At 63.9% G+C, this 15247-nt stretch carries 14 protein-coding genes; 6 read left to right on the forward strand and 8 right to left on the reverse strand.

The genetic code is table 11. The features are described from left to right. Positions 1-12 precede the first annotated feature (12 nt). Positions 13-792: a hybrid sensor histidine kinase/response regulator gene (locus RPF88_RS26815; RefSeq protein ID WP_337123914.1), complete on the forward strand. Its 780-nt coding sequence runs from the start codon at positions 13-15 to the stop codon at positions 790-792. 166 nt (positions 793-958) lie between these two features. Here the strand turns inward: RPF88_RS26815 and RPF88_RS26820 are convergent, their stop codons facing one another. The 6 genes from RPF88_RS26820 to RPF88_RS26845 form a co-directional block, all read right to left on the reverse strand. Continuing rightward, entirely contained in the window at positions 959-1540 is a 582-nt protein-coding gene (locus tag RPF88_RS26820) for a CarD family transcriptional regulator (RefSeq protein WP_013529179.1), read from the reverse strand. Between the two features lie 367 nt (positions 1541-1907). After that, complete coding sequence (fdxA, locus tag RPF88_RS26825; protein ID WP_013529180.1) at positions 1908-2246, reverse strand: ferredoxin FdxA; 339 nt, start codon at positions 2244-2246, stop codon at positions 1908-1910. Between the two features lie 234 nt (positions 2247-2480). Further along, the gene (locus RPF88_RS26830; protein ID WP_013529181.1) at positions 2481-2867 is read right to left on the reverse strand and encodes an RNA-binding S4 domain-containing protein; all 387 of its coding nucleotides are present in this window, start codon (positions 2865-2867) and stop codon (positions 2481-2483) included. Positions 2868-2883: 16 nt separating this feature from the next. Then, positions 2884-6276, reverse strand: a complete 3393-nt coding sequence (locus RPF88_RS26835; RefSeq protein WP_337123491.1) for a helicase-related protein — start codon at positions 6274-6276, stop codon at positions 2884-2886. A 728-nt stretch (positions 6277-7004) separates the two neighbouring features. Then, positions 7005-7730 carry an acetoacetyl-CoA reductase gene (phbB, locus tag RPF88_RS26840; protein WP_013529183.1) on the reverse strand — a complete coding sequence of 242 codons (726 nt, stop codon included), beginning with the start codon at positions 7728-7730 and terminating at the stop codon, positions 7005-7007. Between the two features lie 198 nt (positions 7731-7928). Then, a complete protein-coding gene (locus tag RPF88_RS26845; protein ID WP_024502944.1) occupies positions 7929-9107 on the reverse strand; it encodes an acetyl-CoA C-acetyltransferase in 1179 nt (392 codons plus the stop codon). An 86-nt stretch (positions 9108-9193) separates the two neighbouring features. Here RPF88_RS26845 and RPF88_RS26850 point away from each other — a divergent pair, with 86 nt between their 5' ends. Both RPF88_RS26850 and phaR read left to right on the forward strand, forming a co-directional pair. Next, the gene (locus tag RPF88_RS26850; RefSeq protein WP_255337222.1) at positions 9194-9322 is read left to right on the forward strand and encodes a hypothetical protein; all 129 of its coding nucleotides are present in this window, start codon (positions 9194-9196) and stop codon (positions 9320-9322) included. A gap of 84 nt (positions 9323-9406) precedes the next feature. Then, on the forward strand, positions 9407-10018 hold the full coding sequence (gene phaR / locus RPF88_RS26855; RefSeq protein ID WP_013529185.1) for a polyhydroxyalkanoate synthesis repressor PhaR: 612 nt from the start codon (positions 9407-9409) through the stop codon (positions 10016-10018). A gap of 21 nt (positions 10019-10039) precedes the next feature. Here phaR and RPF88_RS26860 read toward each other — a convergent pair whose 3' ends face one another. Then, positions 10040-11179 (reverse strand): citrate synthase, encoded by a 1140-nt coding sequence (locus tag RPF88_RS26860; protein ID WP_337123492.1) that lies wholly within the window; start codon positions 11177-11179, stop codon positions 10040-10042. Positions 11180-11271: 92 nt separating this feature from the next. Between RPF88_RS26860 and RPF88_RS26865 the strand changes: the two genes are divergently transcribed. From RPF88_RS26865 to RPF88_RS26875, 3 genes are all read left to right on the forward strand, one after another. After that, entirely contained in the window at positions 11272-12360 is a 1089-nt protein-coding gene (locus RPF88_RS26865; RefSeq protein ID WP_337123493.1) for a citrate synthase/methylcitrate synthase, read from the forward strand. Between the two features lie 187 nt (positions 12361-12547). Next, complete coding sequence (locus RPF88_RS26870; protein WP_442921288.1) at positions 12548-13330, forward strand: 3-hydroxybutyrate dehydrogenase; 783 nt, start codon at positions 12548-12550, stop codon at positions 13328-13330. Between the two features lie 49 nt (positions 13331-13379). Further along, positions 13380-14510, forward strand: a complete 1131-nt coding sequence (locus tag RPF88_RS26875; RefSeq protein WP_337123494.1) for a patatin-like phospholipase family protein — start codon at positions 13380-13382, stop codon at positions 14508-14510. A gap of 33 nt (positions 14511-14543) precedes the next feature. Here RPF88_RS26875 and RPF88_RS26880 read toward each other — a convergent pair whose 3' ends face one another. Continuing rightward, complete coding sequence (locus RPF88_RS26880; RefSeq protein ID WP_027162498.1) at positions 14544-15140, reverse strand: TetR/AcrR family transcriptional regulator; 597 nt, start codon at positions 15138-15140, stop codon at positions 14544-14546. Positions 15141-15247 lie beyond the last annotated feature (107 nt).

The raw sequence follows: 15247 nt of genomic DNA on the forward strand, positions 1-15247 counted from the left end.
AGCGACCCGATGATGTTGAAGCGCATCCTCAACAACCTGGTCTCGAATGCCCTTCGCTACACCAAGCAAGGTGGTGTCCTGCTGGGCTGTCGCCGGCGCGGCGCATGTGTGGAGATACAGGTCCTCGACAGCGGCCCCGGCATCCCCGCCGATCAGCAGGGGATGGTCTTCGAGGAGTTCGTGCAGTTGCAGAACCCGGCGCGGGACCGCACGCAAGGCTTGGGACTCGGGCTCGCCATCGTTCGCCGCACCGCCGAGCTGTTGGGGCACCCCCTGAAATTGGCTTCGACGTCCGGGCGCGGTTCCCTGTTTTCCATCACCGTCGCGAAGGCCGGCGCGGTGCAAGCTCGCTTGGAGGTAGACACGACATCGCCGGCCAGCAGTGCCGCCGGCATCATGGTGGTCGAGGACGAGGGCGACGTTCTCGATGCCATGGTGCGCTTGCTCAGCCTGGAGGGACATCGTGTCTATCCCGGCCGCTCCGCCGCAGAGGCGCAGGAGGCCCATACGGCGGCGCTGGCTGCCGGCGATGCGCCGGTCGACCTGATCATCGCAGACTACCGTCTCGAGAATGACACCACCGGCACCGACGCGATCCGTGCGCTTCACGCCCATATCGGCCGGCTTGTCCCGACCATCATCATTACTGGCGATACGTCGCCGGCGCGCCTCAAGGAGATCAGCGCCAGCGGCAGCCGCATCCTGCACAAGCCGATCGCCGACGAGGAATTGCGCGAGACCATTGCCGCGGTCTGCTTTGGCGGCAAGGCGATAAGTGGCGACACACGTTAAAACGAAAACGCGCGCTCGACGGCTCGGTGCGCCGGCAAGCCGCGATGCAGCACGCTGATGCGCAAGGCCTACCAACATCGAAGCTGCCGCCCGAAAGCAAAAGAGGCCCCGGTCAAACCGGAGCCTCCAATCGTTTCACGCAGGATTTCTCGAAAGGTGAGAAAGATCAGGCAGCTTCTTCCTGCTCGGCCTCTTCATTGTCGGCCTTGGCGCCACGCTTAGGGCCCTTGTTGAGGTTGACCTCGATCAGGCGCACGGCTTCGGTTTCCGACATGCGGTTGACGGCCGCGATCTCGCGGGCCATGCGGTCGAGCGCCGCCTCGTAGAGCTGACGCTCGGAATAGGACTGCTCCGGCTGGTTGTCGGCGCGGTAGAGGTCACGCACGACTTCCGAGATCGAGATCAGGTCGCCCGAATTGATCTTCGCATCATATTCCTGGGCGCGGCGCGACCACATGGTGCGCTTGACGCGGGCGCGGCCCTGCACGACCTTCAGCGCGCGCTCGACATAATCCTCTTCCGACAGCTTGCGCATGCCGATGGAGGTCGCCTTGGCGACCGGCACCTTCAGGCGCATCTTGTCCTTCGAGAAGTCGATGACGAACAGTTCCAGCTTGTGTCCAGCAACTTCCTGCTCGTCGATCGAGACGATCTGGCCGACGCCATGCGCCGGGTAGACGATGTACTCGCCGGTCTTGAAACCGTGACGCGCAGCGGTGGACTTCTTCTGCGGGGTGATCGTTGCCATTGCGCACTGAACTCCTTGTTGTGGTACCGGCGTCCTGCCGGCCCGAACTCGCGCGATCGGAGAAACCGACCGTTAGCCGCACAACAGATGAACCCATCGGAAAAGCCGGACCGGCAAACCGCAACATCGCGACCGCCTGGCCCAGATCGCTCTGGTCCGAATGGGATTTTCACCTTTCAGTGATTTGGGGCGTCTGCGCCATAAATCGACGTTGTGTCACCGGCATGTTTCGCTGATGTAACACAAAAAGTCGGAAGAATCAAGGTTTTGCTGCATACGCGAAGGCCACAACCCGGCGCCGGCTGTCAAGCCGGTTAATGTGACGTGCCTCTTACCCTGCGTAATACCGGCCTTTGCGGCCGTATTGTCAATCGCCTTCGCCGGGCTCGGCGGAGAAGTATTTCTCGAACTTGCCGGCCTCGCCGTCGAAGGATTTCGCGTCTGCCGGCGGTTCCTTCTTGGCGGTGATGTTGGGCCATTTCTCGGCGTATTCAGTGTTGACCTGCAGCCATTTGTCGAGGCCGGGCTCGGTGTCGGGCTTGATCGCGTCGGCCGGGCATTCCGGCTCGCAAACACCGCAGTCGATGCACTCGTCGGGATGGATGACGAGCATGTTCTCGCCTTCGTAGAAACAATCGACCGGACAGACCTCGATGCAGTCCATGTATTTGCATTTGATGCAATTGTCGGTCACGACATAGGTCATCGGTCGGCTCCGGGACGTCCCATTTTGTTGGGCTTTTTCCGTCAGGTAACGCCTTTGGCCGCTGCTTGCAAGGGCAGCCATTCCTGTCGGCATCAGCGTTTCGAAATGGAATTCCAGGCAGCCGGCGCCCCAGAGGCCGGCGACCTCATGCAGGGCTTCCTGTTTGCCGGGTTCAGTTTTGCTTCAAACACGTCGTTATCCTGGCAAGCGCCGCCTGTTTTTGGACGCCAGGCATCAATCTTCGCCGAGCAATCGGTCGGTCTGGCGACGTTCCTTCTTGGTCGGGCGGCCGCTGCCGGCCTCGCGCAGCCCCGGAATTGCATCGGGAGGGGCTTCGCCCTTCGGTGCGGGCGGTGGCGACATATCCTCGTAGAGCGTACGGGCTTCCTCGGCCGGGCCGCGTCGCGCACCCGCGCCGAGGACCTTCCAGATGAAGATGCGCCGCTCGAGCGTGATGGTCAGGACGTCGCCCGGCTTGACCTGATCTGAGGCCTGCGCTGCTTTGTCGCGATTGATGCGGACCCGGCCGGCGACGACCAGTTTTGCCGCCAGCGAGCGCGATTTCACGACGCGGGAGAAGAACAGCCATTTGTCGATGCGCTGGCGGCCTTCGGCAACCATCGAAGCGAGCCGGGTTCTACTTCTTCAACTGGTCGCGCAGAGCGGCGAGCTTGGCGAAGGGCGAATCCGGATCGAAACGCACCGGGCGCTCCTCGCGCGGCTTTGGCTGGAAGGCGGGCTTGCCGCCTTGCGGACCACCCTTGCCATCCGGCCTGCCACCCTTCCAGTCGGGACGGCCTTCGCGGCGGTCGGGACGCTCGCCCTGCGGCCTGTCACGTCGCTGTTCGCCTTCGGCCTGCGGCTTGGGTTTGAACTTCGAGCGGTCGAAGCGCGGCTTGCCGGCTCCATCGCGCCGTCCTTCATGGGCCGGACGCTCTCCGGGTGCAGCGGCGGCCGGTGCGCCGGCGTTCGCAGGCGCATCGCTTCGGCCGCGCATTTGTCCGTTGCGTGGGCGATTGTTCCTGCGGTTGTCGTCGCGGTTGCGCGGGCGCTGTTCGAAACGACCCTGACGCCACAACAGGATGGGTTTTGGCGCTTCGGCTTCCGGAGCGGATTCCCCGGTGGCTGCTTCAGTCACCGTCACGGGTTCGTCCGGCGCGGCGTCCGTTGCCGGCGCGGCATTTGACACCAGCTCGGCCGGTGCAACTTCTTCTGCCGCTGCGGCTTCAGTCTCGGCAGCTTCAGCCTCTGCCTGCGGTTCAACCGGTTCCGGTTCAGCAGCAGCCTCGGCAACAGGCGCTTCGTCTTGCACGGTTTCGACCGGAGCGTCCGCCTGTTCTTCCACGGCAGGCGCAGCAGGTTCCGCCGCGGCGTCGGAGGTCATTTCGGTCGCCGTTTCCGAAACGGCCACTGCGTCCGATGCCGGCTCCGACCCTTCGACTGCTGCCTCTGCTGCGGCGTCCGCCGCCTTGGTCTGCTCGGCTCGTGCAGCCTCTTCCGCCGCAAGCTTCGCCATCGCTGCTTCGCGCGCGGCATTGTCCTGTGCTTCGAGCCGCGCCTTGACCTCGACGGCCGGCTTCGGCTCGGCACGGTAGCCGAGACCTTTGAGGATCTCTTCCATGTCGTCCGCGGTGGCGCCGAGGATCGACATCATCGGCGGCGTCACCATGAAGGACTGGCCGTCATAGGCGCCGTCCGGGCGCTGGCCGAGGCCGGGCTTCCAGTTGGTCGCCGGACGGATCAGATCCGCCAGCCGTTCCAGGATGTCGATGCGCACGGCGCGACGGCCGAGATTGCGGTAGCCGGCAAGCTTGTAGAAGGTCTTGTCGAAGGCGGGGTCGATGACCACCGAGGTGCGACCCGAGGCGAGCGCATGGACCACGTCGCCAAAACCTGGCTTGTCCTTGCCGTCGTTCTTCAGCGCCCACAGCAGCGTCACCAGCCCGGCAGGCGCCGGCTTGATCAGCGCCGGCACGAAGACATGGTAGGCGCCGAAGCGCACGCCAAGCCGGCGAAGGGCTGCGCGGCCTTCCTGGTCGAGCGACTTCATCTCCTCGGCGATGTCGCGGCGGTTGATGAGGCCGAAATTCTCGACCAGCTGGAAGGCGATGCCACGGCCGATGCCGGAAATCTGGTCGGCATTTTTCAAGTCGACCAGCGGCTTCAGCAGCGACTCGATCTGGAAATTGACGAAACGCTCGGCACGCGCGGCGACCTTGTCGCGCGCCGGGCCGGTCAGCTGTTCGTCGGCCAGCAGCACCAGCCGCGGCTTCAGCGCGTCTTCGCCTGATACAAGCGTGCCGATCGGCGCACCGATCCAGCGCAGCGTGCCATCCGACCCGAGCGCGATATCGCCATTGGCCGAGGCGCCGAAGCGTTCGGCGCGCGCCTCGAACTCGGCGGCCAGCGCCTTCTGGGCAGCGGTGCGCACCGCCTTGGCGTCTTCGCCGCCGGCGGTCTGGTCGGCGGTGAAGCGGAACCCTTGCAGCTCGCCGACATGGTGGCCTTCGACAAGGACGGTTCCGGTAGAACTAATTTCGGCTTCAGGCATGGTATTTTCTCTAAGGCGCCGCATGAGGACGGAAGTCCTGCGGTCTACGAAGCGTTTCGTCAACCGCTCATGCAGCGCATCCGACAATCTGTCTTCGATTTCGCGCGTCTTTTCCTGCCAGTGTGCCTGATCGGCCAGCCAGCCGGGCCGGTTCGACACGAATGTCCAGGTGCGGATCTGGGCAATGCGATGCGAGAGCGTATCAATGTCGCCCTCTGTTGTGTCGGCGCGGCGCACCTGCTCGGCCATGTAATTCTCGTCGACATGGCCGTGGCGTGCGAGGTCCGTGTAGATCGAGGCAATGAGGTCGGCATGTTGGGCCGGCGCGATCCTGCGGTAGTCGGGCAGCGCGCAGGCTTCCCACAGCAGCGCCACGCGCTTGGCATTGGTGGTGAGTGCGCGGATGTCCTCGTCGCGCGACAGATGCTCGAGCGCCTGTGCATCGACGGCAGGCAATGCCCGTGTCAGTCCCTCGACCGGGGCGTTGGTTTCGATCGAGCGCTTCAGCGCGTCGAGGCTGGCAAAGTCGAAATGTGCGGTGCGCCATTGCAGCACCTTCACCGGGTCGAAGTCGTGGCCTTCGATCTTCTTGATCAGATCCTCGTCCAGCGGGTCGACCTGGCCGGTGACACCGAACGTGCCGTCGCGCAGATGCCGGCCGGCGCGGCCGGCGATCTGGCCAAGCTCGGCCGCCGTCAGATTGCGGTACTGGAAGCCGTCGAACTTGCGATTCTGGGCGAAGGCGACGTGGTCGAGATCGAGGTTGAGACCCATGCCGATGGCATCGGTGGCGATGAGGTAGTCGACATCGCCGGACTGGAACAGCGCCACCTGGGCGTTGCGGGTGCGCGGCGAGAGCGCGCCGAGCACGACGGCGGCACCGCCCTGCTGGCGGCGGATCAACTCGGCGATGGCGTAAACCTCGTCGGCGGAAAAGGCGACGATCGCCGTGCGCCGCGGCAGGCGGGTCAGCTTCTTGGAGCCGGCGTAGGCAAGATGCGACAGCCTCGGCCGCGTCACCACCGAGACACCCCTCAGCAGGCGCTGCAGGATACTTTGCATGGTGGCGGCGCCCAGCAGCAGCGTTTCCTGGCGGCCGCGCAGGTGCAGGATGCGATCGGTGAAGATGTGGCCGCGCTCGAGGTCGCCGGCGAGCTGCACCTCGTCGATGGCGACGAAGGCGGCGTCGGTCTCGCGCGGCATGGCCTCGACGGTGCAGACCGAATATTTGGCGCCCGGTGGCTGGATCTTTTCCTCGCCGGTAATCAGCGCAACCTTGTGGGCGCCGACCTTTTCGCAGACGCGGGCGTAGACCTCGCGCGCCAGAAGCCTGAGCGGCAGGCCGATGATTCCACTCTCATGCGCCACCATGCGCTCGATGGCGAGATGGGTCTTGCCGGTGTTGGTCGGCCCGAGCACGGCGGTCACGTCGCGGCCCGACAGGATCAGCGGCTCAGTGTGTTTGGGCTGGATGTTCATCAACCTAGAATAAGGCTTCCGGGACCTGGAGATAAGGCTTCTGGCCTCTGGTTGTCGGGAGCGTGCCTCAAATGGGCGCGTATGACAGGCGACACATAGGGATTTCGGGCGCGAAGCGAAAGCGGAATGTTCCGTCGGCGGCCAGAAGGTGGTTCTGTCAAGCTCTCAATCAGATGCGGATTAACGGATAGAACGAGTCTGGAACGAATCGGCGACGAATCAGTGACTCCTGCAGATTCAGCTTTTGTTCACGGCTATATGTGGATTTCGCGACCACGACACGCACCACATGCTGAATCGCTGAACTGGCCCGTTTCGTGCTAAGAGGGCATTGCCATTAACCTTTGCCGATAAACGATCACAATGGCTTGGCGTGCCTCGACCAAGGTTATGAAATTGTTGATCTTTCTTAATCTGCGTTAAGCAATTGGCAGGGGATTCCGGCTGTCGTCGTTAACGTTCAGCTCAAAGCCGGAACGAATCGGCGACGAATCAGTGATGGCGGAATTTTCCCGTTTTGTTCACCCCAATATCTTGTGTTGTGAACAGCTTATCCACCGAGAATCCACAGGCTTGGAAGCAGGTTTCGCACAGGCCGGCCGGGCCGCTGTTAACCTCTGCGTGCCGGATTGGGTCAGCAGCCGTGCTGTCACTTCGAAGGACCATGGCGCCAACGAAAAACGGGCCGGCGCGCCGGCCCGCCGATCTCTGCGCCTACATCGCCGTCGTCAGGCGAAATACTGGCCGCCATTGGCCGTGATGGTCGAGCCGGTGATGAAGCCGGCATCTTCGGATGCGAGGAAGACGACGCAGCGCGCGATTTCCTCGGGCTCACCGAGGCGGCCGACAGGAATCTGGGGAATGATGCGCTCGTTGAGCACCTTCTCGTCGATCGCCTTGACCATCTCGGTGGCGATATAGCCGGGACAGATGACGTTGACCGTGATGCCGGCGCGCGCCCCCTCTTGGGCGAGAGCCTTGCTGAAACCGATATCGCCGGCCTTGGCGGCGGAATAGTTGACCTGGCCGGCCTGGCCCTTCTGGCCGTTGATCGAGGAGATGGTGATGATGCGGCCGAACTTGCGGTCGCGCATCCCGCTCCACAGCGGATGCGTCATGTTGAAGACGCCGGACAGGTTGGTGTCGATGACCTCTTTCCACTGCTCGCGCGTGATCTTGTGGAACATGGCGTCGCGGGTGATGCCGGCATTGTTGACCAGCACCGAGACCGGGCCGAGATCGGCCTCGACCTGCTTGATGCCGGCGGCGCAGGCATCATAGTCGGCGACCGACCATTTGTAGACCGGAATGCCGGTCTCAGCCTTGAATTTCGCCGCTGCGGCGTCATTGCCGGCATAGTTCGCCGCAACCGAATAGCCGACGGTCTTCAATGCGATCGAGATCGCCGCGCCGATGCCGCGCGATCCGCCTGTGACGATTGCTACCTTGGTCATGCATTTCCCCTTTTTTGATATCGCCCTGTTGTCGGGCTTGGCAGGCACTGGATACAGAACGGGCGGCTAAAGCGCGTCGCGCTGAGGTAGATTCAGGCGATGCGCTTCAGATGTTTGGTTTTATGCATGTCGGTGTTCCCAAAACCGCTGCGCGCTTTTGGGCGACATGCATGCACGCCGCCCTTTTAGTGACTTTCTTCAGAGTGCTTCGACACACATGGCGACGCCCATGCCGCCGCCGATGCACAGGGTAGCGAGACCCTTCTTGGCGCCGCGCCGGCGCATTTCGAAGACCAGCGTGTTGAAGACGCGAGCGCCGGACGCACCGATCGGATGGCCGATGGCGATGGCGCCGCCATTGACGTTGACGATCGAGGGATCCCAGCCCATGTCCTTGTTGACGGCGCAGGCCTGCGCCGCAAAGGCTTCGTTGGCCTCGACCAGGTCGAGATCGCCGACCGACCAGCCGGCCTTCTCCAAGGCCTTGCGCGAGGCGGGAATGGGTCCGGTGCCCATGATCTGCGGATCGACGCCGGCGGTTGCCCAGGACACGATGCGCGCCAGCGGGGTGATGCCGCGCCTCACCGCTTCCGCTTCGCTCATCAGCAGCGCGCCGGCGGCGCCGTCATTGATGCCGGAGGCGTTGGCGGCGGTTACCGTGCCGTCCTTGTCGAAAGCCGGTTTCAGCTTGGTCATGGCGTCGATCGTGGCGCCGTGGCGGATGTATTCGTCCTGGTCGACGATGGTGTCGCCCTTCTTGCCCTTGATGGTGACGGCGACGATCTCGTCCTTGAACTTGCCGGCCTTCTGCGCGGCCTCGGCCTTGTTTTGCGAGGCGAGCGCGAACTGGTCCTGGTCTTCGCGGGTGATCTGGAACTGACGCGCGACGTTTTCGGCTGTGTTGCCCATGTGGTAACCGTTGAAGGCGTCCCACAGCCCGTCCTTGATCATGGTGTCGATCAGCTTGAAGTCGCCCATCTTGACGCCGGCGCGCAGGTGCTGGGCATGCGTCGAAAGCGACATCGATTCCTGGCCTCCGGCGACGATCACCTTGGCATCGCCGATGGCGATCTGCTGCATGCCGAGCGCGATGGCGCGCAGGCCCGAGCCGCAAACCTGATTGAGGCCCCAGGCGGTGGTTTCCTTGGGCAGGCCGGCATTGATCGATGCCTGGCGGGCCGGGTTCTGGCCTTGCGCGGCGGTCAGCACCTGGCCGAGGATGACCTCGTCGACCTCGCCTGGTTCGACGCCGGCACGCGACAGCAATTCCGTGATGACGACGGCGCCGAGCTCATGCGCCGGGGTGGCGGCGAAAGCGCCGTTGAAGGAGCCGACCGGCGTGCGCGCCGCACTGGCAATGACGATGGAAGCGGACATTTTCTTCTCCAGACTTCAAGGGTGTTGCTCTGTCGTTGGGGACTTTTCTTGCCCTTTCCCAACCCCAAGTCAAACCGGAAATGGGCATGGCGCCCATGCGCCGCAAGCAGGCCATGCCTTGCCATGGCGGCCATTCGTCCATTGCTGCGCAGCATATTTTGCCTGCCATGCAGCATTTAGTGATCCCGCACTGCACAAACTGCTTGGAATTGTGAGGCTTTTGCGCATATCCTCAAAAAAGGCACAATCGTTATCGGCGGCTTACTCAGAGGCGCGCCGGTGTCCCCGGGAGGATGTAGATGGCCGCTAAAGACGATCCGATCATCATCAAGAAATACGCCAATCGCCGCCTCTACAACACCGGCACCAGCACCTATGTGACGCTCGAGGACCTCGCCGAGATGGTCAAGAAGGGCGAGGAGTTCACCGTCCAGGACGCCAAGACCGGCGACGACATCACGCATCCGGTGTTGACCCAGATCATCTTCGAACTGGAGAACAAGGACGGGCAGAACATGCTGCCGATCCCGTTCCTGCGCCAGCTCATCGCTTATTACGGTGACCAGATGCAGATGATCGTCCCGAGCTTCCTCGAACAGTCGATGCTTGCCTTTTCCAAGGAGCAGGAGCGTTTTCGCGAGCAGATGAAGGGGGCGCTCGGCAAGTCGCCGCTCGACATGATGAAGATCACCACGCCGATCAAGGCGCTGGAGGAACAGACACGCCGCAACATGGAAATGTTCCAGAATGCGATGCGGCTGTTCACGCCGTTCCCGCCTGCGGGGTCCACGCCAGCCGCTGCGACGTCGCCCGAGCCGGCCAGGAAGGAAACGCCTGACAAGCCCGACGATCTTCAGGAACTGAAGGACCAGATCGCGGCCATGCAGCGCAAGCTCGACACGATGTCCTGAGCGCCTGGCGTTCTTGCGACCTTACACCAGCACGCCCTCATAGCGGCCGCGCGGCCGGATGACACTTCCGCTTGTTATCTGTTCGACCGTGTGCGCGGCCCAGCCGACGCTGCGTGCGAGCGCGAACAGGCGGAACGGTGCATCGCGCGGCAAGCCTAGGCTGCGCGTCAGCGCGGCCAGCCCAAAGTCGATGTTGGGAAGCGCGCCGGTCGCCGCAAAGGCAGCGTCGCGCAGCGACGATAGTGTGCCGTCAACCTCGATCACCGACAGCAGCGCCGCCCCGCGGGGGTCGCCGTCAGGATAGAGCTGATGACCGAACCCCGGCAGCGGCCGGTCATGGCTGAGCCAGCGCCGGATCGTCGCATCGGCGCCATGCCGCGCCGCATCCTCCGCCAGTTGCATCACCGCCTCGCCGGCGCCGCCATGGCGTGGGCCTGACAGCGTCGCGAGCCCTGCCAGCAGGCAAGCGGCCAGCGGCGCGCCGGTCGAGGCTGCGACGCGCGCGGCGAAGGTCGACGCATTCAGTTCATGATCGGCAAGCAGGACAAGCGCACGGCGGATCGCATCGGCGCGGCCGGCATCCACCGACCAGTCCTGCGCAAGCCGCTGATGGACGGGATTTGACCCCACCGGTGCGCCCAGCGCGGCGGCCAGCACGCCGACCGCGTGCGCGGCATCGGCATGCAGCGAGGCGGCGCTGCGCCCGAGCGACGGGCGCCCCTGGCCGGCCAGCACGGCAAGTTGCGCAAAGGCCGAGGCTCGGCCAGCTTGATGGGGTGCGTCCGGCGATGGTGCTTCGAAAGCCACCGGTTTCGGCAGAGCCCACAGAACGGCGGCGGCTTCTTCCAGTGTGGCGTGCCCGGAGAGCACTGCGGCGTCCTGCCCGCGATAGATGAGCCGACCGTGCGAGACGGTCGAAATCGCCGTTACGATCGAGGGCTCGCCCCAGGCGATGGCGCTTTCGGCGATGACTGACGGGCTGCGGCCGCGCGCCCGGCGGGTCGCCAGTGCGGCGATATCGTCGGCGCGGTACTGGCTGCGGCGCGGATCGGCGCGGTCGGGCCGCATGCCGATGCGCCCACGGCTGACATAGGCGTACAGCGTCTGCGCCCGCACCTTGAGTCTCTCCAGCGCCTCTTCCCGGGACAACCACTCGGACATATCGAGCCCTGATATTGATTCTATTGATCAAGATTGATGGAAACGTTGCCCATCTCTATCTCCGATCCGGAAATGCTTCAAGGAGACAGGCTATGGCGAATGGGCTCGATGATGTGGTGGCGGCGGAAACCGTGCTTTCCGATGTGGATGGTCTTGGCGGCCGTCTGACGATCCGAGGTCATTCGCTGCCGGAGTTGGCCGGCCGCTGGAACTATGCGCAGGTGATGCGGCTGCTGCTCGACGGCTTCTTCAACGACCTTCCCGATGATGCGCAACTGACGCGGACGCTGGGACAGGCGCGTGCGGACGTGTTCGAACGGCTCTTGCCCTCGCTGCCTTCGCTGGCGCCGCTCGATGTCTACAGCGCCATGCGCGCCGGCATGGCGCAGCTGCCGGATGGCGAGACCTTGACCGACGCCTTGCTGCTGATCGCGGCGCCCGCCGTGCTGACGCCGGCGCTGCTGCGCCTGCGGCGCGGCGAGGCGCCGATCGCGCCGGACAGCCGCACCGATCATGCCGCCGACATGCTGAGGATGCTGGGCGGCCGCGTCGCCTCGCCGGCGCTCACAAAAGCGCTCGACACCTATCTGGTGACCGTCTGCGACCACGGCCTCAACGCATCGACCTTTGCGACGCGCGTGGTCGCCTCCACGCAGGCCGGCCTGACATCCTCTGTGCTGGCCGGGCTTGGCGCGCTCAAAGGGCCGCTGCATGGTGGCGCGCCTGGCCCCGTCATCGAGATGCTGGATGCGATCCAGGCGCATGGCGATGCCGCCGGCTGGCTGCGCAACGAGATCGCGCAGGGCAGGCGCATCATGGGGTTCGGCCATCGCATCTACCGTGTGCGCGATCCGCGCGCCGATGTGCTGAAGGCCGTCGTGCGGCAACTCGGCGGCGAGGGCGAAACCGGTCGCCGGCTGGCCTTTGCGGAGACCGTCGAGCAAACGGCGCTCGAGGTGCTTAGGATCGCCAAGCCGCAGCGTTCGCTGCAGACCAATGTCGAGTTCTACACCGCGCTGGTGCTGCAAGCGGCGGGCTTTCCGCCGCAAGCTTTCAGCAATGTCTTTGCCGCCGGGCGCGTGGCCGGCTGGATCGCGCATGCGCGTGAACAGCAGACGACTGGACGGCTGATCCGACCGCAGTCGCGCTATGTCGGGCCGGTGCCGGACCTGGTCGCCTGAGGTTCTTTCGGCGCCTGGCGAGCGACACCGATCCGATCAGGATCCTCCTGGTGAGCGGCCGTGTGGCCGCTCATGACGAAAATTTCATCTCATCGAAAAATTCTGGCCGCTGTTATTGCGTCGCATTGAGCATATATGCTGCACTGCAACATAAGATCGCTCTTGCCGCAACCAGAGGATTTCGACCTTGGCCGCCAGAAAAACCGCAGTCATCACCGGCTCCACATCGGGCATTGGCCTGGCCATCGCCGAGGCGTTGGCGGCCGAAGGCCATAATGTCGTCGTCAACTCCTTCTCCGACACGGCTGCCGACCACGCCATCGCTGACGCGATCGCCAGACAGCACAAGGTGAAGACGGCCTATATCAAGGCCGACATGTCGAAGCCGGCCGAATGCCGGGCGCTGATCGCCAAGGCGGCCGAGACATTCGGTTCGGTCGATATTCTCGTCAACAATGCAGGCATCCAGCATGTCGCGCCGGTGGAAGAGTTCCCGATCGAGAAATGGGACGCCATCATTGCCATCAACCTGTCGTCGGCGTTCCACACCATCGCGGCCGCCATCCCGCTGATGAAAAAGGCCGGCGGCGGCCGGATCGTCAACATCGCCTCGGCGCATGGCCTGGTCGCGTCGCCGTTCAAATCGGCCTATGTCTCGGCCAAGCACGGCATCATGGGATTGACCAAAACCGTTGCGCTCGAACTGGCGCGCGAAAAAATCACCTGCAACGCCATCTGCCCCGGCTATGTGCTGACGCCGCTGGTCGAGGCGCAGATCCCCGACCAGATGAAAGCCCATCAGATGGACCGCGAGACCGTCATCCGTGAGGTCATGCTGGACAAGCAGCCGACCAAGGAATTCGTCACGGTGGAGCAGATCGCGGCAGCGGCGGTGTTCCTGTGCTCGGACGCGGCGGCGCAGGTCAACGGCACGCATCTCTCGGTCGACGGCGGCTGGACCGCCGCGTGAGGCGCAAAACTCTCTCATCCACCCAAAGGGATAGATCAAGGACGACGCCATGACCAAGAACGGCAAGGCGGAGGAGACGAAGAAGATCAACGTAGCGCTTCAGGGCGGCGGCTCGCACGGGGCCTTTTCCTGGGGTGTGCTCGACCGGCTGCTGGAGGACGGACGGCTGGAGATATCAGCAGTGTCCGGCACCAGCGCCGGCGCCATGAACGCGGTGGCGCTGGCCGATGGATATGTGCGCGGCGGTGTCGAAGGGGCGCGGCAAAAACTTGACGATTTCTGGCGCGCGGTGGCGGCCAAGGGGCGGTTCAGCCCGGTGCAGCGCATGCCGTGGGACGTCGCCTGGGGCAACTGGTCGATCGAGAACACGCCCGGCTATCTCTTCTTCGATACCATGTCGCGGGTGTTCTCGCCCTATGTCGCCAACCCACTCGGCCTCAATCCGCTGCGCGACGTGGTGCAGCAGGAGATCGATTTCGAGAACGTCCGCGCCTGCAAGTCGATGGAACTGTTCATCTCGGCGACCAATGTCGAGACCGGACAGTTGCGCGTCTTTTCCGACGGGGAGATCGACCTCGATACGGTGATGGCCTCGGCCTGCCTGCCGCAATTGTTCCGCGCCGTCGAGATCAAGGGCGTGCCCTATTGGGATGGCGGCTATGGCGGCAATCCGGCGCTTTATCCGTTCTTCAAGACGGCTGCGACCGAGGACGTGCTTCTGGTGCAGATCAATCCGGTGGTGCGCGAGGGAACACCAAGAAGCGCCAACGAGATCCAGAACCGCATCGACGAGATCACCTTCAACGCCGGGCTGCTGCGCGAATTCCGCTCGATTGCCTTCGTCAAGGAGCTGATCGCCGCCGACCGTCTGCCGCATGGCGAGTATCGCGACATCCGCATGCACCGCATCGATGCCGACGAGGCGTTCAAGGACCTGTCGGCGTCCTCGAAGGTCAATGCCGAATGGGCGTTCCTGACCTATCTCAGAGATCTCGGCCGCACCGCCGCCAGCGACTGGCTGGAAGAGAATTACGACGCCGTCGGCAAGCGACCGACGCTCGATCTCTCCGGCGAACTGGATGACGGCTTCAAGCCGGTACGCGGTCCGGCACCCGGCCGGCGGGTCAAGGAATTTCTTGCGGCCCGCAAGAACCCGGAGGCAGAGCGCCGGCGCGCCTGAGCGACCAATCGATGTGCATCGATTGGTCCGCAATCATGCTTTCAAGGTCAGGTCGATCACCCTGATCAGGGCAGCGGCTGCCTGCCGCTGCCCCTCCGGATCTCTGATCCGCGCCTTCATGCCTTCCAGCCCGTCGAGCAGCATGTCGGCAAGCAGTTGCGCCGACAGGCCCCTGGCCGCCAGATCGACGCCGTTCCTGGCTGCCTCGCCCTCTATCGCGGCGCCGATGTGTTGGCCAAGCCCGCCGCGCCAGCAGCCCACCAGATCGCCAAGGCTCGATTTCATGTCCAGCAATTCGGCGCCGTGCGGCGAAGCAACGACCGCGCTCATCATCGAGATAAAGGCCTCATCGATGGCTCGCATCATGCGCTCGTTGAAAGGGCCATCGCCGGCTAGGGCAAATCTTGCCGCCTCGACCGAGCGCGACAGGATCATCATGGCGATGGCGCGGAAAATGTCGGTCTTGTTCTTGAACAGGAGATAGAGCGCCGGGCGCGACATGTCGGCGGCACGGGCGATGTCGTCCATGGTGGTGCGCGAGAAGCCATAGGCCAAAAACACCTTCATCGCGCCATCCAGAATACGGGCGCGTTTGGGATCGGCGGTGGCGATGTCTTCGATCTGGTTCATCGAGCAATTCTATCCTGCAAAATCCTAATTGACAAAATGACGAAATTTGTCAATCTGTATCGGAGCGAAACGGCCGGGAGGCCGCTTCGCCCTTGGCAGTGGACGAC

The sequence above is a fragment of the Mesorhizobium sp. ISC11 genome, from assembly GCF_037162595.1.
GTDB classification, from domain to species: Bacteria; Pseudomonadota; Alphaproteobacteria; order Rhizobiales; family Rhizobiaceae; genus Mesorhizobium; species Mesorhizobium ciceri.